We start from the raw sequence: 26,236 nt of genomic DNA, 5'->3' as shown, positions 1-26,236 counted from the left end.
GGTTGCATTGGCCGGACGCTTTCTTGGGCCCATCGGGATGGCCGGCTTGGCCCCCCTTTTCTTCAAGGTTGTTTATGCGAAGGGTGGTGATCACTGGGCTCGGCATGGTTTCTCCTCTCGCCTGTGGCGTCGAGCCTTCGTGGAAGGCTTTGCTCGGTGGCGTGAGCGGTGCCGGTCTCATTAAGGGTTTCGAGACGGATGATCTGGCGTGCAAGATCGCCATGCAGGTTCCGCGTGGCAATGGCGGCGACGGCAGTTTCAATCCTGACGAGTGGATGGAGCCGAAAGAGCAGCGCAAGGTCGATGACTTCATCATCTATGCTGTCGCCGCCGCGACGCAGGCGCTGCGTGATGCCAATTGGAATCCGCAAACTTATGATCAGCAGATCAAGACTGGGGTGCTGATCGGTTCAGGCATCGGTGGTCTCGGCGGTATTTACGAAACATCGATCGTTCTGAAGGAAAAGGGGCCGCGGCGCATCTCGCCCTTCTTCATTCCTGGCCGCCTCATCAATCTGGCTGGCGGCTATGTCTCGATCATGCACGGATTGCGCGGACCGAACCATGCGGTCGTAACCGCCTGCTCAACCGGATCCCATGCCATTGGCGATGCGGCGCGGCTGGTGGCCCTTGAGGATGCCGAAGTCATGGTGGCGGGCGGCGCCGAATCAGCGATCAATCGTATCGGTATCGCGGGTTTTGCGGCCTGCCGCGCCCTGTCCACCGCTTTCAACGACCGGCCGAAACAAGCCTCGCGGCCTTGGGATAAGGATCGCGACGGTTTCGTGATGGGCGAGGGGGCGGGATGCGTCGTCCTCGAATCCTATGACCATGCCAAGGCTCGTGGCGCTCGCATCTATGCCGAGGTCATTGGTTATGGTCTTTCAGGCGATGCCTACCATATTACCGCGCCGCAGGAATCCGGCGACGGCGCCTATCGGGCCATGGAAGCCGCGATCAAACGGGCGGGTATCGGGCCAGCCGACATCGATTATATCAATGCCCACGGGACTTCGACCCCGCTTGGCGACGAAATCGAATTGCATGCGGTGCATCGCATGATCGGTGATACTGACCCGACGCTTTCCATGTCTTCGACGAAATCGGCAATCGGCCATTTGCTTGGTGCCGCTGGTGCCGTCGAGGCGATCTTCTCGGTTCTGGCTATTCGCGATCAAATCGTTCCGCCGACGCTCAATCTCGACAATCCTTCCGTCGAAACCAAGATCGATCTCGTGCCCTTGCACGCGCGCAAGCGGAAGGTTGAAACCGTCCTGTCGAATTCCTTCGGCTTTGGTGGTACCAATGCATCGCTGGTTTTCCGGCACGCCGAATAGATTGAGAGCGCGAATGTCCCAAATTTGCGCTTTTTTAAGGGTACGAGCGAAAAGATGAGAATGTTCCAAAGCTCATTCTTATGGGTCTTGGAACAAGATGAAGCGTCGCGAAAGCGACTGATGATTTTTTAGTGTCTTTTGCCCATTACGAATTGCAGGATACTGATAAGGGCGGAGCGCCCGCCTCGTCAAAAATGGCAAAAGGAAAGGCTTTTGCCATAATTGGCTGATCTATTATCGATTGCATTCACGCAAGGACCGCCGTGCCGAGCCTTGCGCGGATGCTTTGTCTCTTTCCCGCTCGCGTATGTTTTCGCCGTTTGGTGACGAAACGACCCGAATCGAAGAAGTCCAGCAAGCGGATCGCTCACAATGGCCCCCATGTCTTCGCATATCGATGGCCTGCCGGAACAAGGATATCAGCCCATTCTCGCGGTGGGAGGCTTGTTTGGGCGCGGTACCGGACCGCAGAGCCCGAACGAGGCCTTGCAGCCGCAGGCAGCGCCGCCGCCGCCCCCTAACAAGCCCTCGAACCGTCGGCGCGGACGCCTTTCGGCCTTTAGCGGCTTTCTCTCCTTTTTATTGATCGCCGCGATCGGCATCATGGTCGTGCTGATCTGGACCCAGAGGAAAATGCAGGAACCGGGGCCCCTGACGGCGGACCGAGTTGTCTTCATCGCGCCTGGCACGGAAGTGCCCGACATCATCGCCCGCCTTGATCGCGAGGGGATTATCGATAGTCCGCTGGGACTCAATATTGCCTTGCTGGTCGAGGGCAAGCGCTCCAAGGTCAAGGCTGGTGAATATCTTTTCAAACAGGGTGCGAGCCTGCGTGATGTGATGGACACGCTCGTCAGCGGCAAACAAGTCTTGCACGCCCTGACCCTGCCCGAGGGACTGACCAGCACCCAGATCGTCGCGCGCATCATGGAAGATGATGTCCTGCAAGGCGATATCCGAGATGTTCCTAAGGAAGGTACGATCCTTCCTGAAACCTATAAATTTACCCGCAATTCCTTGCGCGCCGACCTCGTTCGCAAGATGCAGGAAGATCAAAAGCGTATCGTCGATCAGGTTTGGCAGAGGCGGGCGAGCGATCTTCCTTTGAAATCCCCTTACGAACTGGTCATCCTGGCCTCGATCGTCGAAAAGGAAACTGGCAAGGCGGATGAGCGGCCCCATGTGGCCAGCGTGTTTCTCAACCGCCTGCAGAAACGTATGCGGCTGCAATCGGACCCGACGATCGTCTATGGTCTGGTTGGCGGCAAGGGGACGCTCGGCCGGGCCATTCTGCGTTCCGAAGTCGAGAAGCCGACCCCTTATAATACCTATGTGATCGACGGCTTGCCGCCGGGCCCGATCGCCAATCCCGGCCGGGCGGCGCTTGAGGCCGTCGCGAATCCTTCCCGCACGCGTGACCTCTATTTCGTCGCCGATGGCACCGGCGGACATGTCTTTGCCGAAACACTCGATCAACATGTGCGCAATGTTCAGAAATGGCGGCAGATCGAGCACGATGCCAAGGAGAAGCAACAGGCCCCTGATGTCGACAAAATTGCACCCACGCCTGATCAGCATGGGGAAGCCGATTTTCCGGGTGCCGTCTATGGCGGCTTGCCGCCCGCTTTGGCGACACCGTCCGCCGCAGCCTTATCGTCCCTGCGCAATGCCCTCGTGAAGGAACAAAAGGGGGGTGCCCTTTCGGCGAAGGCGGGAGAGGCTAAACTGGCGCGTGCGTCAGCCGCGGCCGCGCAAAAATATGGCCTTGGCCCGGGGCTTGACGAATTGGGTCTCTCGATTCGGGGCGTGCCCTCGGGTGCGGAAGCTGCGGCTGCGCTTGACGGGCCGATTTCGGCGGAGACAGCGGAAGCCGCTGGGGGATCGATGGTTCTGCCGGTTTCCGCTGCACGCCGGGCGGAACAAAAAGCCCGGGCCATGCGCCTGGGGCTCGAACCCGGCAGGGACGAACTCCCAGCTGAAGCTCCTGCCGATTCTAGCGTTGCCGTATTGACGCAGCCCCAGCAGGAAGGGCGTGCTGCCGTTCATGGACCGCACCATGGGGTCACGGATGCCTCCGAGGGCAAGTCGTTCGATCCCTTGCTCGACAAGACCTATGATCTCAACTATGCGAAGACGGTCCCTGTCATCGGAAAAAATGATCCGCGGCTTTAAAGTATTTTTCATTTGGTTGATCGGACAATACTTTCCGCTCTTCTTGTTTTGACGGATTATCCGATCCCGCCCTAAACAGCTTTCCCGTGCAGATCATAGGCATCGGCCGCCTCGATCTTGACTTTTACAATATCACCGACACGCAAGGGGCGGTGTGTCGTAATATGGACCTTGCCATCTATGCTCGGCGCGTCGCCTTTGGTCCGGCCGATTGCTGCCTTCGGGCTTGCTTCATCAATGATGACGCTCACATGCTTGCCGATTTTTTCCCGCAGACGGCGAGCGCTTATTTTTTGTTGATGTTCCATGAAACGCTGATAGCGGCGAGTCTGAACCTCCGGCGCCACAGGTGTTAGATCGAGATCATTGGCTGGGGCGTCAGCGACAGGCTCATATTTGAAGGCGCCAACACGGTCGAGCTTGGCTTCACTCAGCCAATCCAGAAGGATTTGAAAATCATCCTCTGTCTCGCCGGGAAAACCGACGATGAAGGTCGAGCGCAAAGTCAGATCCGGACAGAGTTTGCGCCATTCTTCGATGCGCGAAAGTGTTTTTTCCTGATCGCCTGGCCGGCGCATCGCACGCAAAACATTGCGACTTGCGTGCTGGAAGGGAATGTCGAGATAGGGAAGAATTTTGCCTTCCGCCATCAGGTCCAGCACGGCATCCACATGCGGATAGGGGTAAATATAATGCAGGCGGACCCAGACGCCGAGGGAACCGAGTTCCCGCGCAAGATCAATGAATTTGCTGCGGAGCGTGCGATCCCCATAAAGGGTTTCGGCATATTTGAGATCGACCCCATAGGCGCTCGTATCCTGCGAGACGACCAGGATTTCCTTGACGCCAGCCGAGACCAGTTTTTCCGCTTCTTGAAGAATCTCACCGATTGGCCGTGAGACGAGATCGCCGCGTAAATGCGGAATGATGCAGAAGGAACAACGATTGTTGCAGCCTTCGGAAATCTTCAAATAGGCGTAATGACGCGGGGTCAGCTTGATTCCCTGCGGCGGGACCAGTTCTGTAAAAGGATTATCGGGTGGCGCGATGGCGGCATGCACGGCCTCCATCACGCTTTCATAGGCTTGTGGGCCGGTAATTGCGAAAAGATCGGGATAGGCCGTTTGCAGGGATTCGGGCTCTGCGCCCATGCATCCTGTGACGATGATCTTGCCATTTTCCGCAGCGGCTTCGCCGATGGCCGCGAGCGATTCCGCTTTGGCGCTGTCCAAGAAACCGCAGGTATTGACGATGACCGCATCGGCGCCACGATGGCTTTTCGTCAATTCATAACCTTCGGCACGCAACCGCGTGATAATTCTCTCGCTATCGACCAGAGCTTTGGGACAGCCGAGGGAGACGAAGGAGATTTTTGGTGAAGCGGAAGAAGGCTTATCAAAGGTCATGACGGGGTGTGCCATGTCGCGGCAGCGCTGGCAAGCTTTCGGATCTGCCAAAAAGCTAGATTGGAGCACAAGACCTCAACGCAAGGGCTACATTGAGGTCTTGTGCTCTACAGTAGGCAAAAGAAAACCCGGCCAATGGCCGGGTTTTCTGAAACCAGAGGTTTCGAACCACAAAAGGTTCTGTTCAACTCAGTACTTGGCAACGACCGGCGCGAGCGGCGCAAAGGTGTCGAACTTGTAGCTGAAGCCGACAGTGACCTTGTTCTGGGTGTCGTGCTTGTGGACTTGAGCGTTCGGGAAGAAGCTGTTGGTGTGGCCGTAATCAGAGTAAAGGTACTGAGCACGAACCGACCAGTTGTTGGTGACGGCATATTCGATACCGCCGCCGACCGTCCAACCCACAGCCGTCCGGTCGTTGCTGAAGAACGCGCCGTTGCGGAGCTGAAGCTGGTTCGTGATACCACCGAAGGCCGCACCACCGGTCGCGTAGATAAGGGCGCGGTCGAAGGCGATGCCGAGACGGCCGCGGATCGATCCAGTGATGTCGAGCTTGCTGGTGTAGATGTCGTTGGCGAAGCCGACAACGCTCTTCGAATAGTTCGAACCCTGGACGTCACCTTCGATACCGATCACGAAGTTACCGGTGCCGATGAAGGACGGGCCAGCCTGGAAGTTATAGCCGACATGCGCGCCGCCGGTCACGCCATCGGGGCTATAGGAGCCGAAAGCGAAGCGAGCCGGAGCAGAGAAGATCTGCGAGTTATAGCTGGTGTTGCCCCAGGCATAGCCGATGTCACCACCGACATAGACGCCGGTCCAGGTGAAGATCGGAACCGGGGGAACATAAACCGGGGGGGCGGCACGAGAAGGCAGGTCGGCAGCAAGAGCCGCCCCGCTGAGGGCCGCGAAAGCGGTCGTGGAGAGAAGGAATTTGCGCAGCATGTTTTGTCCCCTTTCAGAGATTCGAGCCTGAGGCCAAACTATTCGTTTTCGGGGCTGTCGCAATAGGAAAGGACCGAAAAGCGGCCAAACGCGCTTCTTTCAGGCCCGACTGATGCAGAGTTGCAACGATTTTCGTGCGCTAATGCAGCAGCGTTTGGAGAAACCTTAAAAATTCGTTCAAATTTGCTGACGAAAAAGGCAAGAAATGGCCAATTAAGGGGAAGACTTTAGCAAGCTTAAAGAAGAATCGGGGGGCAAAGAGCATCAAATTGTTCTTGCCGTTCCAAGTTGGCACGGGAGAAGATTCGTTCTGGTTTTTAGCCCTCCCGCGCATAGCGCGGAGCCTCTATTCTCCAATCTTCTCGTAGGGACTCCATGGAAGGCCCTATCACGTGGCCTTATTGTTCCGGCCCCGCTATGCGGTCATCCAGAGAGGTCATCCAAAGGCTTGGCGCTGATGCCGATTTTTCGGGCGATTATTTGTGAAAATACGCCTTGTTATAAGCGCAAGGACTTTGTAGCCCTAGACTAGGGAAGGGTGGCCGAGTGGTTTAAGGCAGCGGTCTTGAAAACCGCCGTGGGTGCAAGCCTACCGTGGGTTCGAATCCCACCTCTTCCGCCATAATCCGCGTTGTCCAGCCCGGGCACATGGGGAACGGAATGTCCCTAAGACATGGGTGACAACCTCGGGCTGAACGGGTTGTCGAGGGGTTGCAAAGTCTTCTGCTCCAGATCAACGAAGCCGAGATCGTGGCTCATAAAGCTGACGAGCCAAATGCCCTCATCGACTTCTTTAATTCCAAGGTGCTGTCCTGCGAGCACGGTTGAGATATTGACGCGCTTTCGGTGCATACAGATGCGACCGCATGCGGTGACTAGGACATCGCGGTCGTGGAAGGGGTATGAGAGGGCGGCAGGCCGTCGTAGGGCCTGGGCGAGAGCGAGTAGAAATCGGCGGGGCGTTTCATGCCGAGCGCTTCATGGGGCCTTTCCTCATTGAATTCCTGAATGAATTCGTCGAAGCGAGCTTGCTGCTGCAGGGCGTTCATGCCTGGCTGGCAGGTGGCTTCTTTCTTCAAGGTGAGATGCATGCGCTCGTGACGCCCATTCTCCTGGAGATGGCCGGGCTTGATGCGCTCGATCGTGATGCCGAGCCTCAGCCACCAAACGGAAAGTTTGGACAGATTGAACAGACCGTTGAAAGGGACGCCGTTGTCGGATCTGATCGACAGAGGCAGGCCGCGGTCGCGGAACAGGCGTTCGAAGGCGGTGATGGCAAGGTCTTCGCGGGTTGATTCAAGGGCCTCGCAAAGCAACAAGAAACGTGAAGCGTGATCGGTGACGGTCAAGGGATAGCAATAGCGCCCGTTGCCGAGCTTGAACTCGCCCTTGTAATCGACGCACCACAGATCGTTGGGAGCGGCGCCTTCCGACAAGGGCGTGCAGGCGGCACGCTTACGGGCTTCCCTGGGAATTTGACCAGGCATGGCGGCACAACACCGCGTGGATCGTGCTCTTGGCGGGAATGCGAAAACCGCAGGCGCTTGTCCATGACCGAACACTCCTTCCACGGTATCGACACCTCCCGCCAAAAGACGGAAAGTGTCACCCATGTGTCCAGTACAATCTGTCACCCATGTCTCGGGCCGCTCACGGGGTTTACGATTGCATCCGCCGTAACCGTTGATTGCCGCACGGAACCATTGCCAGTCGAACAGCAATGCCGGCGTCACGAATGATAACGGGGAACAGACAACGATTGGAAACGTGACGACGGATGAGTTTGTCCGCGTCATGCTGACCAATGCTCTGAGTCCAATGCGCGTGATCGAGCGCCTGGAGCCACTTGTCTCCGCGACGGGCCTCATCGGTGCGATGTCGTCTGGACGGGGAAGCGTCAGCAACAACGAGACCGGAAAAGAAGAGCTCTATCGTGGTAGCAAGGCGGCCTGAACATGTTCATGCGAAGCTTCGTGGCCCGCCACGCCGGATCATCGTTTGCGATGGTCTTGATGGCGCCGGGTTGGGTCCGCACCGCCCTCGGTGGCCCGAATGCACGTCTCAGCATCGAGGAAAGCGTCCCGAACCTCGTCAATGTCCTTCTTTCGAAGCAGGGCAAGCCTGGCTTGGAATATCTCGATTATCTTGGCCGCACCGTCCCTTGGTGACCCGTTCTCGTATCGAGAATCACAGATTCTCGATACGCTTCTTTTTAAACTTATCCACTTGTCCTCCTTGAACCGCGACGAGCTGCGCTTCAATGAGGGTGGATATTAGGCGTTTGCGTCGATACTGGCTCTATGCCTCTGCCACTATACAGGAGAGCTGTGCAGCGCTAACTAGCGATATCCGGCAAGAACCAGCTTTCTCAAATGAACAACTTATCTCTAAGAATGACCCGATTTATCCATAAACCTTTATCAATATTGGCAGGAGTGTGGGTCACTTTTGCCGCTATTCTTTTTTGGCTCGCTCTCCTGATTAGCGATCTGATCGTCTTTCCTTACCGGTTCATCGCCTGCGCGATACTCTTCACCGTGGGATTGGTCGCGTGCATCATCTTTGTTTTGGTGGGACGTCGTTGGATAGCCGCATTGTTTGCTGTCGTTGGCATGCTCGCGGTGTGGCAAGCCGCTAGACCTTGGATCGATCGGCATTATGTGCTCGCCAACAGGGAGCCGGAAACCGTCGATGTCGAACGCCACTTTGTCGTTGGATACGATAACATCGCAACCATCAGGGAGCTGGTTCGTGACGCCCATATCGGCGGCATTTTCCTGACGCGTCGTAATGTCGAGGGCCGGACACTTACAGAGGTTGCGGCTGAAATCGATGGCCTTCAGTCGATTCGGCGCGAGGCCGGCCTTCCTGGCCTCATCGTTGCGGCCGATCAGGAGGGCGGGCCCGTCTCACATCTCTCACCGCCATTGCCAATCCCGCCAGCCCTGTCCAGCATCGCCGGCCTCCCGTTGGACAAGCGCTTTGAAGCTGCCGAGCAACTCGGCGTCGTTCAAGGTTCCGCTCTGCGAGAGATCGGCATCACGATGGATCTTGCGCCCGTGTGCGATCTCATGCCCCAGAGCCCTCCCGGCATCTTCGATCGGCACACCCGTATCGCGGCACGATCGATCTCCGATGATCCGACCATCGCCGCCGTGATCGCCAGCGGCTTCTCAAAGGGCCTTCTTGCCATGGGTGTGACGCCCACGGCCAAACATTTCCCTGGCCTCGGGCGCGTCACAGCTGACACCCATCTTTTCAGTGCCTCGTTGAATACGGCCGAGGAGGACCTTCTCAAGACTGATTGGGTCCCGTTCCGCGCGGTTCTCGATATTCCTGGTGCCGCTGTCATGCTGTCCCATGTCTCGCTTGACAATGTCGAGTTTGGCGTCCCCGCGTCACGCTCCAAGCGCGTCATCACCGGCATTCTGCGTGAGCAATGGGGGTTCCGTGGAGTCGCCATCAGCGATGATTTGACAATGGGTGCAGCCCAACATGCCGGCCTATGCCGAGCCGTTGAAGGGGCGTTCAACGCCGGGATCGATCTTTTGCTGGTTTCTTGGGATGCGGATAAGATCTATCCAGCCTTGCGCTGCGGTTTGGATGCGTTGAATGCAGGGCGGCTCGACCGAGCCATGCTGAAGCAAAGTGCACAGCGGCTGGATCAACTTAAAGGCAGATAGCTCCCCCGGCGGCGCGCTACGCATGAGGGCGCTGCGGGCCGGCGCACGGCCTTATGATCGGCCGGTAGGTCCGCGAAGAGCGGTAGGGCGCCTTGGAGAGGCAGGGAGACTGTGGTCATTGTTCAAGCCTCGTCTTTGCGAGAGGCCAATAGCAGAGCGATGCCGTCGGCCGTCATCCAATCGGGATGATCAAGGCGAGATAGTCGGCGCGGATCTGCGTTTCTGCGCGGGATTGGCAGCGGTACCGGCGGAGCTTGCGCAGGGCCTCAGTCTTGCTGGTATCGATCCGCAAGGCTCGGAAACCTTGAACCCGAACGTTCGCATCCACGACCATTCGGGTTAAAGCTCGGATATCATCGATAATCGGACTTCTCATCAATCAATGTAATGTATTAAGCCAATCATCGACATCTTTGCGTATGGCATCTTGCGTAATGCCATAGCGTTCCTGAATCTTTCCTTCAAGCTGTTCACGACGGCCTTCAATCTTGTCAAGATCGTCATCCGTGAGTTGTGCCCACTTCTCCTTGATCTTTCCTCTTATTTGTTTCCAATTTCCTTCGACACGGTTCCAATCCATAGTAACCTCCCTTGAGTAAGTTTTTCTGCATTCGGCGTTAAAGATACAGCTCCACGCTCAGGGCACGTGATTGTTCAAAATCTCAAGCCAAATCTCAAGTTTTTCACCAAAAAAACGATAAAGCCGCTCTTGGTCTTGGATAAACTGTTGTGAGTGACGCCGTGTTTGTATCTCAGTAATAAAACATCGCGAGGATCGCGAAAATGATCACGATGAGAGCGAGACTGGCAGCCAAGACATAACGCATGCGGGTTTCGTTGTCCCTTCACGCGCTTCGTTTGTCGTGAGGAGCGGAGACGAATCATGAGTCATGGTTATGCTCCCGTTATTTTTCTCGATCTGGGGCTATTCAATTAACGCATTCGAATTAGACCAATTTTGGAGACTCAAACTTCATCTTTGTATCTTTATAGGAAAAGCTTTTCGCAGCGGTCTGTGAACGTCATGTCATTCCATCGGGTTCCCTTGCATCAGATCGACTGCTGCATTTGAAAATCCTCAGTCACCGCAAAATACACAGCGAAGGCGTTGCACATGAACCAGCGACAACGAAACAGCTAAGATACAAATATCGGAACAGATGAAGCAAATGAGGCGTTCAACAACAAGCGCTCTTCCTGCTCAGGTGCCAAAAACATGCCTTAAATTGCCCGGGAACACTCACGAATGTGCGTCGTTCTTTCCGAGAAATTGCCCTTATAAACAGAAGCAGGAAAGGATGCGATCACGCGCTATTTCTGCCGAAAACAGGCTGGTGATTTCGGAAGCCGCTTATTTCCCCATAATCTTCATGGAAAAAGAAAGATAAGGAGAAGCAACCATGGGATTCTTTTCAAAAGATATCCAGAATATGAGCGATCTCTTCCTCTATACGCTAAAGGACATTTATTATGCCGAGAAGCGTATTACGAATACTCTCCCTAAGATGATCGATAAAGCCTATGATCCGGAGCTCAAGAGTAGCTTCGAAACGCATCTGAGCGAAACCGAGCAACAAATCATTCGTCTTGAAAGCATATTTCGGATGTGTGGTGTCGAAGCCGAGACCGAAACCTGCCCTGCCATAGATGGCATTATCAAAGAAACCGACAATATCAACAGCGAAATTGCTGACCAAGAGGTCTGCGATGCAGCTCTCGTCGCGGCAGCACAGGCTGTCGAACATTACGAGATTACTCGTTATGGAACTTTGGTCACCTGGGCAAAACAGCTTGGCCGCGGTGATTGCGCAAATCTTCTGCAGCAAACGTTGGAAGAAGAAAAGAAGACAGATGCAAAGCTCACTCAGCTCGCAGAAGCCAAGCTGAACATCCGGGCTGTGGGTTAGGATCTCTTCCGCGGGAAGGCACGAAGGAGAGACAGCACCGGGTAAAAGGCGCGTTTTGGCAGACGAAAAAGAAGGAAGAAAGAAGAGCGCTGGCTTGTGTCAGCGCTCACGGATCGGCCGGGCGACGATCCGACGTGTGCGAACCGCTTTTGGCGAAGAGAAATCGAACGTTTTCGCGACCCAATTCACCGGAACGCGGGAGATCGCATAACCGCGAAAATGAGCATTGCCATTCCGTTGAACGATCAACTCACGTCCGTCGCCTTCGGCGCCAAATTTTTTGTGCCCCACGAATGCGGCAAGGCCAAGATGGCTTGCATCGACGTCATCAATGCCAAATTCGATGAAGGTCATTGCGCTGAGCAACCAAGCGAACGCACTCAGCTATGCTTCGCGGTATGCCGATCCTCAGTCACGCATCGCATAATAGCGGCCACGCAGGAATGCTCGTTGAACATGTGTGATGGGAGCCAGTCTTCCAGTCGATGTGAAGGCTATCCCCAGTTCTCCTTGTCCCTGCCAGATAAGCCGCGCCTCATGAATTTGTTCTGTCTGGTCTTCGTAAAGGCTGATCGGATCCAGATCCGGAATCGGCTTGTCGAGGCGGAGGCGGGCGCCGAGGGTTGAACGATCGTAAATCCGGCATTCGATCACGAAAGCGTTGCGGACATCGAGGAGCTTGCCACAGCGCAGGCGCGTCCGGCGCCGCCGGGCCTTGCGCCGGTCTTCATTTTCTCGGCCACTCGTCACACGATAGGTGACGTCCCAAGGATCGGACGATTCGAGGTCTGGCCCCGCGCATGGGCGCGCCTCCAGCAAAAGTCCTTTGCCCCAGGTTGGGTTCGACATGATTGGCCTCTTGTCGCGGTGAAGATGAGTACGGTTAAAGAAGAGTTACTTCTAGGCCTCTCCACGGGATAAATCTTGGTTAATCAAAGATATTGGTAAATGATCAAGGTTGATCGAGGGCGCCCCCCATTCCGATAAATATTTCGATATTGCCGATAGCTCGGAATGGCCGATCACCGATTGGCAAGCACTCACCCGCCATTTTTCGCCGGCAAACCACCTATAGCCTTTCGGTAATAATTCATGTCGCGCGGGTGATTGTTTTCAGCTATATCTTTGCGTTGATAGATCTTCCCTATCGGCCTGAATCAATGAACGAGTTTCCGATGACGAAAATCACGCGACGCACTTGGGGAGCGCTGGGCCTGCTTTTGACTTTCACGCTGGCCTTGCCGCAATGGAGCCTTGCGCAGGCACCGGCACCCGCGCCAACGGCTGGGACAGGTCCCGTTATTTTCGCGGCGGCCAGCATGAAGACCGCGCTCGATGGCGTCGCCGCCGCCTGGCAAGCTCAGACCGGCAAAAAGCCCGCGATCTCCTATGCGTCCTCCGCCGTTCTCGCCAAGCAGATCGAACAGGGAGCTCCGGCTGATATTTTCATCTCCGCCGACGTCGAATGGATGGATTACCTCGACAAAGCCAAGCTCTTGAAACCCGGAACGCGGCGGAATCTCCTTGGGAATGAATTGGTCCTGATCGAGCCCGCCAATGACAATGTCGCCCTGAAAATCACTTCTGGCTTTGATCTGGCCAAAGCCACGGGCGATAGCAAGATTGCCGTCTGCACCATCAGCTCCTGCCCAGGGGGTATTTATGCGAAACAGGCCTTCGAGAATTTGAAGGTCTGGAGCGAGGTGGAGCCGAAACTGGCGCAAGCCGACAATATCCGCAACGCCCTGGCGCTGGTCTCGCGCGGTGAGGCGAAATTCGGTGTGGTCTATGCCACCGACGCCAAGGCAGAGCCGAAGGTCAAGGTCGTCGATACCTTCCCCTCCGCGAGCCATAATCCGATCGTCTATCCGATCGCGCTCCTCAATAGCTCGACCAATCCGGACGCGCAGGCCTTCGCTGGTTTTCTGACCTCGCAAGCGGCGACGAAGATCCTGACGGATCAGGGCTTCAGCATCCTGCAGAAATAAATTCGCTTTTCTGCTGATGCCCTTCCGGTGCGTTGATGCGCCGGAAGGGCATTTTACTTATATACAGCCGGGATTGGTCTGCCCACGTGGCAAGCTGCAATCGTCAAGAGACCGCGCAAGCAGCGTGGTTACGGATGGCTTCAGGCTTTTGATGAAAACATTTTCAAGCGAAGCGAATTGTTTTGCATGGAAATTGTTTTAGGGATCCTGCCCTGCGCAATGTCCCTTTTGGGAACCAATGCCTTCTTGAAAAGCGGGCGTCGGAATGGTGTTCAAGGATCGTATTTGATGGAACTTTCCGCCGATGAATGGGTCGCCATTTGGCTGTCGTTGAAGATCGCCATTGTCGCGACAGCGGTGAGCCTGCCTTTCGGGATTTTCTTTTCCTATGCCCTCGCGCGATGGGACTTCCCGGGCAAGATCCTGCTGAATGGCTTGATCCATATGCCTCTGGTTCTGCCGCCGGTCGTCACAGGCTTCATCCTGTTGATTCTTTTGGGCCGCAAAGGAGTCATTGGCAGTTATCTGGCGGAAATCGGCATTGTCTTTTCTTTCCGCTGGACTGGCGCCGCCGTCGCCGCCGCTGTCATGGGATTTCCGCTCATGGTGCGGGCCATGCGGCTGTCCTTCGAATCCATCGACCAACGGTTGGAGAAAGCTGCCGAAACACTGGGCGCTAGTCCCGTCGCAAGGTTTTTTCTGGTCAGTCTGCCCCTGTCCCTGCCGGGGGTGATCGTCGGGGCGATCATGGCCTTCGCCAAGGCATTGGGCGAATTCGGTGCGACGATTACCTTCGTCTCCAATATTCCGGGGGAGACCCAGACGATTGCTGCGGCCATTTATACTTTCACGCAGGTTCCAGGCGGGGACACGAATGCCATGCGCCTGACGGTGATCTCGACTCTCCTGGCGCTGACGACTTTGTTCATCTCTGAAATCGTCCAGCGGCGGGCGGAACGGCGTTTGGCTCTACAAGCATGATCGATGTTGATGTCACTCTGAAGGTCGGGTCCTTCACGCTCGCGGTCACCTTTCGCAACGGTCACGGCGTTACCGCGCTTTTTGGTCAGTCCGGTTCCGGAAAATCGGTCACCTTGAGTCTGATTGCAGGACTCAAACGGCCGGACAAAGGCCATATCGTGATCGATGGCCATACGCTCGTCGATACGGAGAAGGGGATCTTCGTGCCGTCCTATCGGCGGCGCATTGGCGTCGTCTTTCAGGATTCCTACCTGTTTCCGCATTTCAGCGTCAGGCAGAATCTGCTGTTTGGACGCTGGTTCGCGCCGAAGAATGATCGCAAGATCGATTTCGATGCCGTCGTCGAAACGCTGGGGATCAGCCGCTTGCTCGACCGGCAGCCGCAACGCCTCTCGGGCGGCGAGAGACAGCGTGTCGCCATTGGCCGGGCTCTTCTGTCCTGTCCCCATCTTCTGCTTTTCGATGAGCCCCTGGCTGCGCTCGATCAGAATCGCAAGCTCGAGATCCTGCCGCTAATTGAGAAATTGCGAGACGAATTCCATATTCCGATGGTCTATGTCTCGCACGCGATGGAAGAGGTCGTGCGTCTTGCCAGTTGCATCGTCCTTCTCGAAGGTGGGCAGGTGAAGGCGATCGGCAATGCCGAGGAGATTTTCGGGCGGGCGGCCACGCAATTGAGCATCTCCCGGCTCGAACGCTCCTCAATTCTAATGATGGAAGTCGGTCCGCGCGACGGAACCTATGACCTGACCCCTCTGAATCATCCTTCGGGCCGGATCTGGTTGATTTCCTACAATGGCAAGGTCGGGGAGAAAGTGCGTGTATTGGTCAATGCAACCGATGTTGCCGTGAGCCTCGTCAAACCGAACAGCCTCAGCATGCAGAACGTGCTGCAGGGTACGGTCAGTGGTTTTTATACGGAAGGCCCAGCGGTGATGGTCGAGATTGTCCTGCTCGGCGATGGGAAGATTTTTGCCATGATCAGCCGTCGTGCCTTCGAGGATCTGCGTCTTGAGGCTGGCACGCAGGTCTTTGCCCTGTTCAAATCCACCGCCCTCGATGAAAATCAGGCGGCGCTCGTATATCCCAATATTGTCTGAGCCGACCCTTCCGTCGGGTGGGCGAGGCCGATGCTCACCAAAAACAAGGGAGATGCCGGGGCGGGCATCTCCCTTGTTTCTTAAAACGCGCCGGTCAGAAAGGCGATCCCGGCAAGGCTCATGGCGCAACCAGCCGCCCGCTGCAGAGTCTGCGCCGAGGTTGCGTTCAGCCTATTGCCTAAAACAGCGAGACCAATACCAATGCCATGCAAGAGAGCCGTGGCGAGCAGGAACGCCGCGCCATAGGCAAAGACAGAGGCCGCCGCGGGCATTTCGGTGCCATGCGCATGGCCGTGAAACAGGGCGAAAAAGCCAACAAGACCTATGGAGGCGGCGACAGGCATTTTGAGGCCGCCCGCCACGATCAGACCGAAGATTGCCACGGACAGGCCGATGCCGGTCTCGACGAAGGGCAGATCAAAGCCAGCCATGCCCAATGCGCTGCCGAGAGCCATCATGCCGAGAAAGCTGGCCGGCACAAGCCACAGGGCGCGGCCACCGAGCAAGGCGGCAACCATGCCGACTGCGACCATGGCGAGGAGATGATCGACGCCGCTGAACGGGTGCAGGAGCCCGCTCAAGGCACCGAAACCATGCTCATGCGCGAGGCCCGCGCCGGGATGAGCGAAAGCAAAAGAAGGGGCCGACAAGGCGGCAATGACGAAGCCGAGTGAGAAAAGGGCCTTGATCATGATTATTTCCTGATTTTGCACCACCAAATGCTTCTGCTGGCGAGGAGCGTGCAAGGCGAGAGGCGGGCAAGGCGAGAGGCGGGCAAGGAGGGGAAGAGGACCGGAAGCCGGAGGCTTTTTCTGAAAGTCTCTTCCAAGAAAAAGGCGTGGGATGATTTGCGCGACCATGACGCAGCAGGCGGATTGGTGCAAGTGCCGCTTGCTGAAATCACTCAGGCTTGAGATTTGCTCTTAAGATTCAACCTCCAGATAAGCGCGCTTTCAAGTGACCGGAGGTTCGCCTTGCGTTACAACCGGAGCGCTTTGGCGAGGGGTTGGCTCTATCGGGGAGAAGTAAAGTGACCGATGTGGCGGGAGAGCGTTCGATTGTGGTCGAAGGGATGCTGATCCAGCGTCCAGAACTCGTCTGGCGTGTGCTGACCGAGGCGGATTTGATCGCGCGTTGGTTCATGCCCAATGACTTCGAGGCTGAGCCTGGTCAGACATTCACCTTTCGCAGCGGCCCGGTCGGTGATTGGGATGGACTTTCGCAGGGCGAGGTTTTGGAGGCCGAACCCTATTGGCGGCTGCGCTATTCCTGGCGCGGTGGCTCGCATAATCTGCCGGGCTTCGGCCGTTACATTGATACGGTCCTGACCTGGACTCTTTCGCCGTTGCCGAACGGCACACATGTCCGGCTCGAACATTCGGGATTCACGGACGATTCCGCTCCCGTTTTTGAAATCATGAACAGCGAGAACGGCTGGCAAGCCGTGATCAATCGCTTCGCCAAGGTCGTGAATGAAGTCGCCGAAGACGAGTGATGCTCTCGGCGATTGTTTTCTGCGGCGATGAATACGCGTCACGGCTGTCGCGGCGTGGCACGAAAGAAGATGATTTCGATATTGCGCAAGCCATGGTCTCGACGCTCACGGGGCTTGTACCGGCTCATGTGGATGGTTTGCTGCGGGACATGATCATCATCGGCCCAGCCGGCCATGATCTCGCGCTGATCGCCGATCACGCGGGCTGCGGCTTGGTCGAGGCGGAGACGGAAGCCGAAGGTTTTGCCGCGGCAATCGCCATGGCGCGCGGGCCGGGTCTGTTTCTGCTCAAGGCGGGCTTTCGTCTTGAAACGGGGTTCATCGAGGAATGCAGGCGCCACCTGCGGCAAGGCGATGATCCTCTGCCGTTGTGCATAAAAGGACGACGACCGGAGACGTTGTTTGAACGGCTCTGGCCCACCAGAAGACCGCTTGCAGGATTGATCCTGCCACGTGGAAACGGAACGATGCGGCCTGGAGAAACTTTTGCCTCGTTGAGCCAACGGTATCGCAAGGAAAAGCCTTTGCGATGCCGAGCCTTCGAGGTCTAACGGCCGCACATAGCACTCGTCTCAAAATCGATAGCAGTCACAATGCATAAGCCGGGAAGGAGGACATATGAGCATTGTGTATATTCGTAGAGCAGGAACGGAAGATATTGTCGCAATCACCGCACTCACTCATGCTGCCTACTCTAAGTGGGTACCAATTATCGGGCGTGAACCACTTCCGATGAAGGCGAATTATGAGGAGGTCTTCAAATTACACCGCTTTGATCTTCTTTACGAAGATGATGTGTTGGTCGCATTGATTGAGACAGTCGAAAAGGACGGCGGCCTACTGATCGAAAATGTCGCAGTCCTGCCGACTTTCCAAAAGCGTGGTTACGGACGGATGCTTTTGGAGCATGCCGAGAAGCTTGTGGTATCCCGTGGATTTTCTATTACAAGACTATACACCAATTCAAAATTCGAAGAAAATATAAGATTATATAAATCAATCGGCTACGCTGTTCACCATGAGGAGCCTGCAAATGGTGGCATCGCCGTTCATATGGAAAAGAACGTGAGCCCTATTGCGGCACAACTCCCTTATCACTTGCCTGACACATACTCATGAAAGCATGAAAAGTTCAGTTTCGAAACGGATTGGAATCGAAGTGCAACGTGACAGAGTGCTTCTCTTGCATGGCATTGCCAGGGGTGCCGGGTCGATGCGTCGTCTCGAACGTGCAATCAATTTGGCTGGATATGAAACGCTTAATCTCGATTATCCATCCTGTAAAATGGGACTTGCCGAGCTGGTGGAGCAGATTCATGCCCAGCGAGATTGGATCACTGCCGGCGACGGAAGGACACATATTGTGGCCTATTCCATGGGGTGCCTTCTCGCGCGCGCCTACATCACACGCTATCGGCCACCTAAGCTTGGGAATGTTGTCATGCTCGCACCACCCAATAGTGGTAGCGAGATCGCGGATTTGTTAGCTGAAAATATCATCTATCGCTTTATGTTCGGTCCGGCAGGTGCTGAACTCACGACTCATCCACCGCCGGATATAGTCCGCCTGTTCGGCCCGATTGACTATCCTTTAGGTATTATTGCCGGTTGTCGGTGCCTCGACCCATTTGGCTGGTGGCTTATTTCTGGGCCAAATGATGGCCGCGTATCAATCGAACGCACCAAAGTCCTTGGAATGACTGATCATGTCACAATCAAGGCGGCCCATTTTACGATGCCTTGGAGCCGCATCGCCATCGAACAAACCCTGTATTTCTTGAAGCATAAATGTTTCAAAAGCCCGGTAAAATAGAGCTCTAAACGTACAATTTCTTTCGTTTCGCGAACCGTCCCCCCAATATAAACTACCTTTGTCCAGTTTGAAGCTCTTTTGTAACCTTCAATTTTGTTACATTGGATGAGTGCATTTTAACTTTTCATATCGGCGTATTCTGTTGAAAAAGGGTTGGCTTTTCCGGCGACGAAACGCATTTGAAGCGCGTCATTTATAGACGGTGATAGGACGAGGCCCCTCTTATACTGGTTTTGGCTGTGGTATTGGGATGAGCTTGGCGAGCTTCCTCAAGTTCTGGGCTGTGGCTGCGAGATGGAATTCATCCCGCGCCCCATTTGGCCCGCGCAATCGGAGCCGATCGAGGTGCAAGATCCGTTTGAGATGGGCAAACAGCATCTCGACCTTTTTGCGCAGACGCTGTGATGTCCGGCCCTCCTTCGACTGCAAGATATCGCGGGCCATATCACGCGCGCCCTCGTAGATGGATCGTGGCACCTTGCGCGCGGGTGTGTTGGGACAACAGCGCGATTTCAGGGCGCACTCATCACAATCATACTTGCTGGCAAGATAGAGCAGCGTTGCACCATCATTTACCAATGTTCCCTTGCTCGTGAGCATCTTTCCTGCAGGACAGAAATAGACATCGCCTTCATGATCATAGACGAAATCGCCACGCGAAAAGGTTCCATCAGTCCGGGTGGATTTGTCGAAGACGGGAATGTGCGGCTCGATCCCCTGCTCGTAAACGAGCCAGCCGAGCATCTCGCCGGAGCCATAGCCCGTGTCGCCAGCAAGGCTCTCTGGATAAAGCTCGAAACGGGCCATCGTCCGCTCAATCATGCGTTTGGCTGCCGTGACTTCGGCTTGGCGAATGGCCGTGGTCGGTTCGACATCCACGATGATCGCATGATCCGTGTCGATCAGATAATTGACTGTATAGGCAAAATAGGCCGGTCCTCCCTGAGCGCCCGTCCAGCGGGCCGCTGGGTCGGCTGGAGAAATGAACTTCGGCTTTACGGATGTTGCGGCGCCGAAAGCGGCATCGTCAAGCACTGTGAGATATTCCTCTACGGCCCGGCTCATTGTATCCGCTGGCAACCCTTCGGCTCCCGGCACACAAGTCTGACGGCTGGCATCGGCTTTGATGAGGCTACCATCAATGGCGAAGCCTTCTCCTCCGACCAGGCCTTCCTCGATACAGCGCTGCAGGACAGTCTCGAACAGACGTCGCAGCAGATCGCACTCACGAAAACGGCCATGACGATTCTTCGAGAAAGTGGAATGATCAGGAACACGGCCCTCAAGGCCCAGACGGCAGAACCAGCGATAAGCGAGGTTCAAATGGACCTCCTCACAGAGGCGTCGTTCCGAACGAATGCCGCAGCAATAGCCGATGATTAGCATCCGCATCATGAGTTCGGGATCTACGGAAGGACGGCCCGTCGCGCTGTAAAAAGGCGCCAGCTCCTGCCGCAAATCCGAAAGGTCGACAAAGCGGTCGATCGCTCTCAGCAAATGGTCCGGCGGCACATGAACATCGAGCGAGAAATTATAGAAGAGTACCCCTTGCTCGACTTGCCGCGGTCCGATCATCACCTTCAACCCTTGCTTTTCAACTGGATTGAATCAGCGATCTACCATCCACGCAATATCGACTTTTTCAACAGAATAGGCCCTTTGCAGGCGTTCAACGCATCTGCTTTCTTGTAATGCAGCGCTTTAGAGTGGATTCGGTGAGACGCAGCCTTACCAACATAGCAACTTGGTCATGCTTTACAGTCCTGCTTTTGCTGATCATCGCTTTTGGCGGCGGAACAGGGAGTGCCGCTCAATTGACAGCCGCACTATCTATCCTTGCGCTCGCCGTTCATGCGGTGATAGCACTCGGATGGGTCGAGGCCACCGTCTTTGCTGCAATCTGTCTGACGGTTACTTTCGTCATGGAGAATATCGGTGTGCTTACCGGGTTTCCATTCGGCCGGTACACATTCATCGTCGGACGCGATATGCCCCACATCGGCGTAATTCCGATGATTGTTGGACCGCTTTACTTCGGGATGGGCTACGCGTCATGGGTGATCGCGAGTTTGCTGATTGGCTTCCGAGTAGAGCGTCCTCAATCCGTCTATGCGCTCATCGCCGTTCCGCTGATCTCGGCTTTTGTTATGACGCAGTGGGACGTGGTCATGGACCCGTCGGCTTCTACTCTGTCCGGGGCATGGATTTGGTACAACAGCGGCGGCTATTTTGGAGTGCCACTCTCCAACTTCTTGGGATGGCTTCTGGTTACCTGGCTCTATTTCCAGGGCTTCGCCATCTACTCTTATAAGCGCCGGCGCCACGATGCTTACCCATTGTTTTATCGCCTATTTTGGTCCTTGCCTATTCTGCTCTATCTGGCGGCGGGCCTTTGCCGCCTTCCTCCATTGCTGGCCTCCGACTCCACACTTGTTGATGCCGCTGGCCACATTTGGTCGGCGGCAGACATCCGAGAGACAGCGGTGATCGCGATGCTCTTCACGATGGTGCCAACCAGCCTTTTGGCTTTGCTACGGCTTGTAGGTCCAGAGGGATGTAGGCTTTCACGCAAGGGGTGATGTCCACGTCACATTCTTTTCGGCTTATGTCGTATCGATTGAGAGCTATCAATCGTTACAGTTGAACCCGCAGGTGTCGTCGGGCTTGCTGCCAAATCGGATGAACTCACTTTCTCAAACCCACCGTCCCTGAAGGCTGCCATCAATCAGCGGCCGGTATCCGCTTCTGTGGAGTCCGACAGGCAATGAAGGCTTTACGCCAGATGAACCGGGCGGTCCATGCCGTCGCTTCTCACACGGCTGCTGACAAGCCTGGGACCAGTTTCGCCAGATAGGCAAAAGGCCGGTCTTCCGGAATCTCCTAAGAAAGCGTTAACACCCCTTGACACTTACCGATCGGTTGGCAATATAGCCTAACTTACCGATCGGTAGAATCGAATATAAAGATAAAAAATAGACTCTCCTTCCAACTTATATCTGCTTCTGCAGATATAGTAATGCTCACCTTGCCTGTGAGGCGCCAATGACCAATAATTGTGGGAATTCCATTGATATTGGAAAAGCTGAATTATCGAAGATGTATTTTACTTCTGAATATATCCTTTCGATAATGAATGATCTTTTAGCAATTGCGAAGAAGAAAAAGATTGTAGCTTTGCAAAGCCTCATCACCTCAGCCTGCGTGGAAGCGGAGAGGTGCCGGGATGAAACGATTCAGGCCTATAATTGCTAAAGTCATCAGCCTATTATTAGGGGTTTCACATGATTGATGCAGATTGCTCTTCGTCCTACTGCGCTGATTTGCTCTTCCCTGCACATGATGGGAAAACGGCCGAAATCCGTCGTCAAACCAATTATATCCGCCAAATCTCTTTGCAGATGAAAGTGCTGGCTGAAGCCACGAACCTCTCGGGACTGACGGAGATCTTGGAACGGATCATCCTTGAAGCCGAGAATATTACCCATGAACAGATGCATGACGACACCAGTGCACGCACACGCTACCTGAAATTAAAATGCGGCCGCCTTGAAGGAAGTGGCAGGCTTTCAAAATTTTAAGCCTTCGCAAACTCAACTCGGCTGTGCGCAATTATGCGGCATAGCAATCGCTATCTGTCATACAGTCGAAGATGTGGCCGGGATTGTTGATGGGTCTGCATCGGGCGATAAGATTACGATAGTCTTCTCGTCCCAAAATTGGCGCCGGACGGCAGTCAGAGCATCGATGAATGTCAAGGTTGCCTTGCTATAAGGGATCGCGTGCTATGAAAGCATTTCCCCTCAACTTGCGCTATGTCGTGCCTAGAGACTATCCGTCATGGTTCCATTCGCGTGAAGTTTTTGGAGGAACCGCTTCGTCAGCCGCTGAACTGACCAGATTGTGCCATTGATCCTCGCCATGATGAGGGCGCCTTGCAGGTTGGCGACGAAGATATCGGCAATTTCCTGCGCCTCCTCAAAAGGATATTGGTCTTCAAGGATGGCGCTATAAGCATTTTTTAGCGATGAGAAATAGTGCCAGATTGGACCAGTAAACATTGAGTTTCTGTGCATCTGCTCAATGCCGAAATTGATAAACAGGCATGCCCCTTTGTTTTTTGCAAAGTAGTCCTCAAGGGCCTGATGCAACCGGACTAAGCGTTCAGGGCTGGGGGTGGTTTTATCGTAAGCATATATTAAAATGTTTTTGTCAAATATATCCTGAATATAAGCAACGATGGATAAGGTCATCACAGCTTTGTTCTCGAATAAATCGAGAATGAGTTGTGCATCTATATTATATTCCTTGAAAATTGCATCAATATTCACTGCGGCATAACCGTCTGATTGGAACATGGCTGCTGCTTTTTGCACAATCATCTCTGAAGTTCGATTATTGCCGTGCATAGCAGGGCTCTAGAAAGGCCATCTCAAACAAAACCAATACGATTTCACCAATCGCTACGGCTTTGATGCTCAAAGTCATAAGTTACGCCATAATATCGCCATATATTAAAACCGCGTATAAAATCTCAAGCCGGAGACAGCCCGCGCGCAAATGTCATAGCGCAATAACCGCAGTTCCTCTGGAAGGAAGCCCGAAAAGGCTGACGGCGGAAGATCGTATGATTCCAAGGGGGTGTTCAGTCCATCTTGGGAATCGAGCGATATGGACTCGCCGGCAGCATAGTCGCGGGGCTTCGAGCATCACCGAGGAGATCCTGCGTCGAAAGCCGGACTAAGTCGCCTTCGCTGTCCACTCCAAGAAATGGGTCCATCGAGCGTTTCTTCGCCTGGATCAATCAAAACAAGCGGCTTCGGAAGGCTCCGGAGGTCACGATCGCCTCGGCAACCGCCTTTTTTACACAGCTGCCACCTGGTTCCCATCAGATGCATCGCCCGCGCTTCATGAGTTTCGGGGCAAACATTAAGGCAAGGTGGGCCTGAAAATTCTTGGCGGATCACTTTATTGTGATCAGACACAAAGGAAAAAGGTGCCGGACCCTGTTCTGCCAAAGGCAGATCAGACATGATTCTCTTTTTCAGATGAGCGGATTGTCTGCCATTTTTGCAATCGATCAAGAATGCTACTCGGCCAATGTTTCCTTCAAACGCAGAAACAGACGTTGCAGATAAGTCGCCTGCCGTGTGACGCGCATCATCACAAGGGCGCCTTGCAGATCCGCCACGAAGTTTTCTGCTAACGTCCGTGCGCTCTCCGAATCATAGACCTCTGCAAAAAGAGTTTCACATGCTTTCGTCCAGGATTTGAAGTAGTGTTGGATAGGAGCGTGGAACGCTGGCGTGTCCGCCAACTCTTCGACCGCAAAGCCGGCGAAGAGGCAACCGCCGGTATCGGCAGAATAATAAGCGGCCAAGTTCTGAGCCAGCTTGGCTAAGCGTTCTGATCGAGGCATGTCCTTGTCGTAAGCGAAGCCGAAAACCACTTTGTCGAAATAGGCTTGCACCTTTGCCATGACGGCGAGAGCTAACGCTTCTTTACTGGCGAAATGATAATAAAGGGCTGCTTTCTGGATCTGGCATTGCTCTGCAACATCGCTCATGGATGTCGCATGATAGCCTTTTGTTCGGAACAGGACCTCTGCTGCGGCCAGAATACAATCATAACGGTTTTGATCTTGAAGCAATGGAGGCATGCGTTCGGCTCTAAAAGATAGATTTTCTTAAAAGCAATTAGGGGAAACTGAAGCCATGAACTTTATATTATGTCACAATGAAAAACTCAAAATATAGATATCAGCCTATTGGTATGGAGAACATATTTATAGCATTCTAGGCTGAAAAGTCAACCAAATAGGCATCTGGATATAGTCTCTACATTGCTTATCAGTAAATTACAGATCACATTTTAGACACTGAATAGACTATGACTGTGAACTATTGGAAGATTCCAAAATCACATATTGCTTTTCCGATAAGCCCTGCGGCTGTCTGCTCAAGAATCCTGTTGCATCTCTGCTGATCGGTACCTGCAAATGCTGTCGAAATCTTGTTCCAGTACTCCATGGCCTGATAGCTTTTTCGCGATGAGCAACTAAGTCGTTGATATCACAGACAGACCATTGCAGCACGCTGACAGCGCAATTCGAAATAAGACTTCGAAATAAGACAAGGAAGCCCTCAACAAAAGCCCATATAATGCTGAAAGCACGCTTGCCTCGCGCATTCTTCACAAAAGACCCAAAGGCAACCCATGCGCCACAAGACTGCAATAAGATCAGCTGTTTGCCGCCATTTCGAGGTATGAGATCCTCTCGGTGATCATCGGAATATTTATATTACGGTCTTCGAGGATAACGCAAATCTCATCGACTCGGTCGTTTCATGGGGGCAGATCAGCCCGTGAATGCGCGACATCGCGTGATTTTTCATAAATACTGCGTCGAATTTTGCGCGGGGTTCCTTGGCGAGCGCCGTTGAGCTTCTTCAATCGCCTAAACACGACATGATCCCGGCGGGATCGCAGGCCTAAAAATCACCGTCAGAATTGGGTGTTGCCCCCAATCACGCACTTAGCCAACGAAACGCGCGGCTTAGGAACGCTTGGCCATTTTCGCTGACGGGAGTTCCATGAGCCATCAGCACCTTTTCAGCAGGCCATGAAAGAATATGTTCAAGTGAGGCACGCGCGGCACCTCGGCTGGTAAAGGCTAGACGGAACTTTCTGGGCACCGATGGTTCAGGGGCAATCATCAGGTCCCATTTCGCGACAAGTGCCCGCCAGCCGGAATACCAGTTGGCGGGAAGCTGTTGCAGGAGATCGGCAAAGAGCACGGTGCAACTCTTAGCGTGAAAAAACACAACCTCGGTGGTGATGACATTGCCCAGCATAAGGACTTGATCGATTTCCCCGGCCCAATAAGGCGCAGGAGAATTTGCGAGCTCATCATCAAAGTCGATGTCCTTGCGCTTCGCTCGCAATCCAGGCGGGGCATGGAGATACGCATTAGGGTAGGCGCGCTTCCAATCGGCAATGAACACGTGATGCAGTGAATTGGGCGCGACCAAATGGCGAACTTTCCCGAGGGAATCCACTTCCGCGCGAAGCCCATCGCTTAGCGCTGTCGGCGACCAAATGAAGAGATCTCCATCGGCCAATCTTATAACAGCCATGCGAGTGGGGTAACGAAATCCCAACGCTGCTACGACATTGGTTCCATCTGCGGTCCAAATCTCGGGGCCAAATTCTTTCAGCATGTCCGATCCAATACTACAGAGTTTGCAAAGTGTAGTCGTCGAAAATCTTCTATGTTGATATGGCTGATGTAGCAAATGCTGCGGGTGATTTGTACCAGCTTCAGCCTGATCAAGTCATTGAGTGGGAATACAAAAACTTCTGAAATTTGCACTCAACTGAACACGGACCCTGCATCTTACAATGAGCATTTTTAT

The 26,236-nt window shown here is 54.3% G+C and carries 27 protein-coding genes, 1 tRNA gene and 2 pseudogenes; 18 read left to right on the top strand and 12 right to left on the bottom strand.

What is annotated here, in order from left to right; genetic code table 11:
• The first annotated feature begins 74 nt into the window (after window positions 1-74).
• Both fabF and mltG read left to right on the top strand, forming a co-directional pair.
• Window positions 75-1,337, top strand: coding sequence for a beta-ketoacyl-ACP synthase II (gene fabF, locus BIND_RS11610; protein ID WP_012385263.1), 1,263 nt, complete (start codon window positions 75-77; stop codon window positions 1,335-1,337).
• Between the two features lie 372 nt (window positions 1,338-1,709).
• Entirely contained in the window at window positions 1,710-3,509 is a 1,800-nt protein-coding gene (gene mltG, locus BIND_RS11600; protein WP_012385262.1) for an endolytic transglycosylase MltG, read from the top strand.
• A gap of 71 nt (window positions 3,510-3,580) precedes the next feature.
• Here the strand turns inward: mltG and rimO are convergent, their stop codons facing one another.
• Window positions 3,581-4,930 carry a 30S ribosomal protein S12 methylthiotransferase RimO gene (rimO, locus tag BIND_RS11595; protein WP_012385261.1) on the bottom strand — a complete coding sequence of 450 codons (1,350 nt, stop codon included), beginning with the start codon at window positions 4,928-4,930 and terminating at the stop codon, window positions 3,581-3,583.
• 174 nt (window positions 4,931-5,104) lie between these two features.
• A complete protein-coding gene (locus tag BIND_RS11590; protein ID WP_012385260.1) occupies window positions 5,105-5,857 on the bottom strand; it encodes an outer membrane protein in 753 nt (250 codons plus the stop codon).
• Between the two features lie 532 nt (window positions 5,858-6,389).
• Here BIND_RS11590 and BIND_RS11580 point away from each other — a divergent pair.
• Window positions 6,390-6,479: transfer RNA gene (locus tag BIND_RS11580), tRNA-Ser, on the top strand.
• 44 nt (window positions 6,480-6,523) lie between these two features.
• Here BIND_RS11580 and BIND_RS11570 read toward each other — a convergent pair.
• Window positions 6,524-7,387: pseudogene (locus BIND_RS11570) on the bottom strand (integrase core domain-containing protein); the annotation flags it as partial.
• 237 nt (window positions 7,388-7,624) lie between these two features.
• On the opposite strand from BIND_RS11570, the gene BIND_RS21840 reads away from it, so the two are divergent.
• From BIND_RS21840 to BIND_RS11560, 3 genes are all read left to right on the top strand, one after another.
• Window positions 7,625-7,810: a Rossmann-fold NAD(P)-binding domain-containing protein gene (locus BIND_RS21840; RefSeq protein ID WP_202944751.1), complete on the top strand. Its 186-nt coding sequence runs from the start codon at window positions 7,625-7,627 to the stop codon at window positions 7,808-7,810.
• A 2-nt stretch (window positions 7,811-7,812) separates the two neighbouring features.
• On the top strand, window positions 7,813-8,025 hold the full coding sequence (locus BIND_RS21835; protein ID WP_202944750.1) for a Rossmann-fold NAD(P)-binding domain-containing protein: 213 nt from the start codon (window positions 7,813-7,815) through the stop codon (window positions 8,023-8,025).
• A gap of 426 nt (window positions 8,026-8,451) precedes the next feature.
• Entirely contained in the window at window positions 8,452-9,540 is a 1,089-nt protein-coding gene (locus BIND_RS11560; RefSeq protein WP_158304379.1) for a glycoside hydrolase family 3 N-terminal domain-containing protein, read from the top strand.
• Window positions 9,541-9,712: 172 nt separating this feature from the next.
• Here BIND_RS11560 and BIND_RS21645 read toward each other — a convergent pair whose 3' ends face one another.
• Window positions 9,713-9,868 carry a hypothetical protein gene (locus tag BIND_RS21645; protein WP_158304378.1) on the bottom strand — a complete coding sequence of 52 codons (156 nt, stop codon included), beginning with the start codon at window positions 9,866-9,868 and terminating at the stop codon, window positions 9,713-9,715.
• Window positions 9,869-9,919: 51 nt separating this feature from the next.
• Window positions 9,920-10,120, bottom strand: coding sequence for a CsbD family protein (locus BIND_RS11555; protein WP_012385256.1), 201 nt, complete (start codon window positions 10,118-10,120; stop codon window positions 9,920-9,922).
• Between the two features lie 820 nt (window positions 10,121-10,940).
• Between BIND_RS11555 and BIND_RS11550 the strand changes: the two genes are divergently transcribed.
• Window positions 10,941-11,447 carry a YciE/YciF ferroxidase family protein gene (locus BIND_RS11550; protein WP_012385255.1) on the top strand — a complete coding sequence of 169 codons (507 nt, stop codon included), beginning with the start codon at window positions 10,941-10,943 and terminating at the stop codon, window positions 11,445-11,447.
• A gap of 99 nt (window positions 11,448-11,546) precedes the next feature.
• Here the strand turns inward: BIND_RS11550 and BIND_RS11545 are convergent, their stop codons facing one another.
• Together BIND_RS11545 and BIND_RS11540 are read right to left on the bottom strand one after the other, a co-directional pair.
• The gene (locus BIND_RS11545; protein WP_041778058.1) at window positions 11,547-11,801 is read right to left on the bottom strand and encodes a hypothetical protein; all 255 of its coding nucleotides are present in this window, start codon (window positions 11,799-11,801) and stop codon (window positions 11,547-11,549) included.
• Between the two features lie 54 nt (window positions 11,802-11,855).
• Entirely contained in the window at window positions 11,856-12,296 is a 441-nt protein-coding gene (locus BIND_RS11540; RefSeq protein ID WP_012385254.1) for a type IV pilus assembly PilZ, read from the bottom strand.
• 326 nt (window positions 12,297-12,622) lie between these two features.
• Between BIND_RS11540 and modA the strand changes: the two genes are divergently transcribed.
• The 3 genes from modA to modC all read left to right on the top strand — a co-directional run bounded on the left by modA (window position 12,623) and on the right by modC (window position 15,516).
• Window positions 12,623-13,435, top strand: coding sequence for a molybdate ABC transporter substrate-binding protein (modA, locus tag BIND_RS11535; RefSeq protein ID WP_012385253.1), 813 nt, complete (start codon window positions 12,623-12,625; stop codon window positions 13,433-13,435).
• A 288-nt stretch (window positions 13,436-13,723) separates the two neighbouring features.
• Window positions 13,724-14,416 carry a molybdate ABC transporter permease subunit gene (modB, locus tag BIND_RS11530; RefSeq protein WP_012385252.1) on the top strand — a complete coding sequence of 231 codons (693 nt, stop codon included), beginning with the start codon at window positions 13,724-13,726 and terminating at the stop codon, window positions 14,414-14,416.
• On the top strand, window positions 14,413-15,516 hold the full coding sequence (gene modC / locus BIND_RS11525; protein WP_012385251.1) for a molybdenum ABC transporter ATP-binding protein: 1,104 nt from the start codon (window positions 14,413-14,415) through the stop codon (window positions 15,514-15,516). Before modB ends, modC begins: the two co-directional genes overlap by 4 nt.
• An 80-nt stretch (window positions 15,517-15,596) precedes the next feature.
• On the opposite strand, the gene BIND_RS11520 is transcribed toward modC, so the two are convergent.
• Window positions 15,597-16,208, bottom strand: a complete 612-nt coding sequence (locus tag BIND_RS11520; RefSeq protein ID WP_012385250.1) for a HupE/UreJ family protein — start codon at window positions 16,206-16,208, stop codon at window positions 15,597-15,599.
• A gap of 338 nt (window positions 16,209-16,546) precedes the next feature.
• On the opposite strand from BIND_RS11520, the gene BIND_RS11510 reads away from it, so the two are divergent.
• The 4 genes from BIND_RS11510 to BIND_RS11495 all read left to right on the top strand — a co-directional run bounded on the left by BIND_RS11510 (window position 16,547) and on the right by BIND_RS11495 (window position 18,824).
• Window positions 16,547-17,011 (top strand): SRPBCC family protein, encoded by a 465-nt coding sequence (locus BIND_RS11510; protein WP_012385249.1) that lies wholly within the window; start codon window positions 16,547-16,549, stop codon window positions 17,009-17,011.
• Window positions 17,011-17,562, top strand: coding sequence for a hypothetical protein (locus tag BIND_RS20155; RefSeq protein ID WP_012385248.1), 552 nt, complete (start codon window positions 17,011-17,013; stop codon window positions 17,560-17,562). Before BIND_RS11510 ends, BIND_RS20155 begins: the two co-directional genes overlap by 1 nt.
• Before the next feature lie 67 nt (window positions 17,563-17,629).
• Window positions 17,630-18,130 (top strand): GNAT family N-acetyltransferase, encoded by a 501-nt coding sequence (locus tag BIND_RS11500; protein ID WP_012385247.1) that lies wholly within the window; start codon window positions 17,630-17,632, stop codon window positions 18,128-18,130.
• 4 nt (window positions 18,131-18,134) lie between these two features.
• Window positions 18,135-18,824, top strand: a complete 690-nt coding sequence (locus BIND_RS11495; protein ID WP_012385246.1) for an esterase/lipase family protein — start codon at window positions 18,135-18,137, stop codon at window positions 18,822-18,824.
• 222 nt (window positions 18,825-19,046) lie between these two features.
• On the opposite strand, the gene BIND_RS11490 is transcribed toward BIND_RS11495, so the two are convergent.
• The gene (locus BIND_RS11490; protein WP_012383340.1) at window positions 19,047-20,399 is read right to left on the bottom strand and encodes an IS1182 family transposase; all 1,353 of its coding nucleotides are present in this window, start codon (window positions 20,397-20,399) and stop codon (window positions 19,047-19,049) included.
• Between the two features lie 140 nt (window positions 20,400-20,539).
• Between BIND_RS11490 and BIND_RS11485 the strand changes: the two genes are divergently transcribed.
• The 3 genes from BIND_RS11485 to BIND_RS11480 all read left to right on the top strand — a co-directional run bounded on the left by BIND_RS11485 (window position 20,540) and on the right by BIND_RS11480 (window position 22,402).
• On the top strand, window positions 20,540-21,403 hold the full coding sequence (locus BIND_RS11485) for a carotenoid biosynthesis protein (RefSeq protein WP_244395873.1): 864 nt from the start codon (window positions 20,540-20,542) through the stop codon (window positions 21,401-21,403).
• Between the two features lie 463 nt (window positions 21,404-21,866).
• Window positions 21,867-22,076, top strand: a complete 210-nt coding sequence (locus tag BIND_RS21640; RefSeq protein WP_012385244.1) for a hypothetical protein — start codon at window positions 21,867-21,869, stop codon at window positions 22,074-22,076.
• Window positions 22,077-22,105: 29 nt separating this feature from the next.
• Window positions 22,106-22,402: a hypothetical protein gene (locus tag BIND_RS11480; RefSeq protein ID WP_012385243.1), complete on the top strand. Its 297-nt coding sequence runs from the start codon at window positions 22,106-22,108 to the stop codon at window positions 22,400-22,402.
• 243 nt (window positions 22,403-22,645) lie between these two features.
• Here BIND_RS11480 and BIND_RS11475 read toward each other — a convergent pair whose 3' ends face one another.
• A complete protein-coding gene (locus tag BIND_RS11475; RefSeq protein WP_012385242.1) occupies window positions 22,646-23,230 on the bottom strand; it encodes a TetR/AcrR family transcriptional regulator in 585 nt (194 codons plus the stop codon).
• A gap of 290 nt (window positions 23,231-23,520) precedes the next feature.
• On the opposite strand from BIND_RS11475, the pseudogene BIND_RS22330 reads away from it, so the two are divergent.
• Window positions 23,521-23,770 (top strand): annotated as a pseudogene (locus BIND_RS22330) (hypothetical protein); the annotation flags it as partial.
• A 140-nt stretch (window positions 23,771-23,910) separates the two neighbouring features.
• Here the strand turns inward: BIND_RS22330 and BIND_RS11470 are convergent.
• Both BIND_RS11470 and BIND_RS11465 read right to left on the bottom strand, forming a co-directional pair.
• Window positions 23,911-24,480, bottom strand: coding sequence for a TetR/AcrR family transcriptional regulator (locus BIND_RS11470; RefSeq protein ID WP_012385241.1), 570 nt, complete (start codon window positions 24,478-24,480; stop codon window positions 23,911-23,913).
• Window positions 24,481-25,348: 868 nt separating this feature from the next.
• On the bottom strand, window positions 25,349-26,041 hold the full coding sequence (locus tag BIND_RS11465) for a DUF4336 domain-containing protein (RefSeq protein WP_012385240.1): 693 nt from the start codon (window positions 26,039-26,041) through the stop codon (window positions 25,349-25,351).
• Between the last annotated feature and the right edge of the window lie 195 nt (window positions 26,042-26,236).

This window comes from Beijerinckia indica subsp. indica ATCC 9039 (assembly GCF_000019845.1).
Classification (GTDB): Bacteria; Pseudomonadota; Alphaproteobacteria; order Rhizobiales; family Beijerinckiaceae; genus Beijerinckia; species Beijerinckia indica.
Note: the sequence above shows the minus strand (reverse complement) of the source record. Positions and strands in the feature narration are given on the sequence as shown.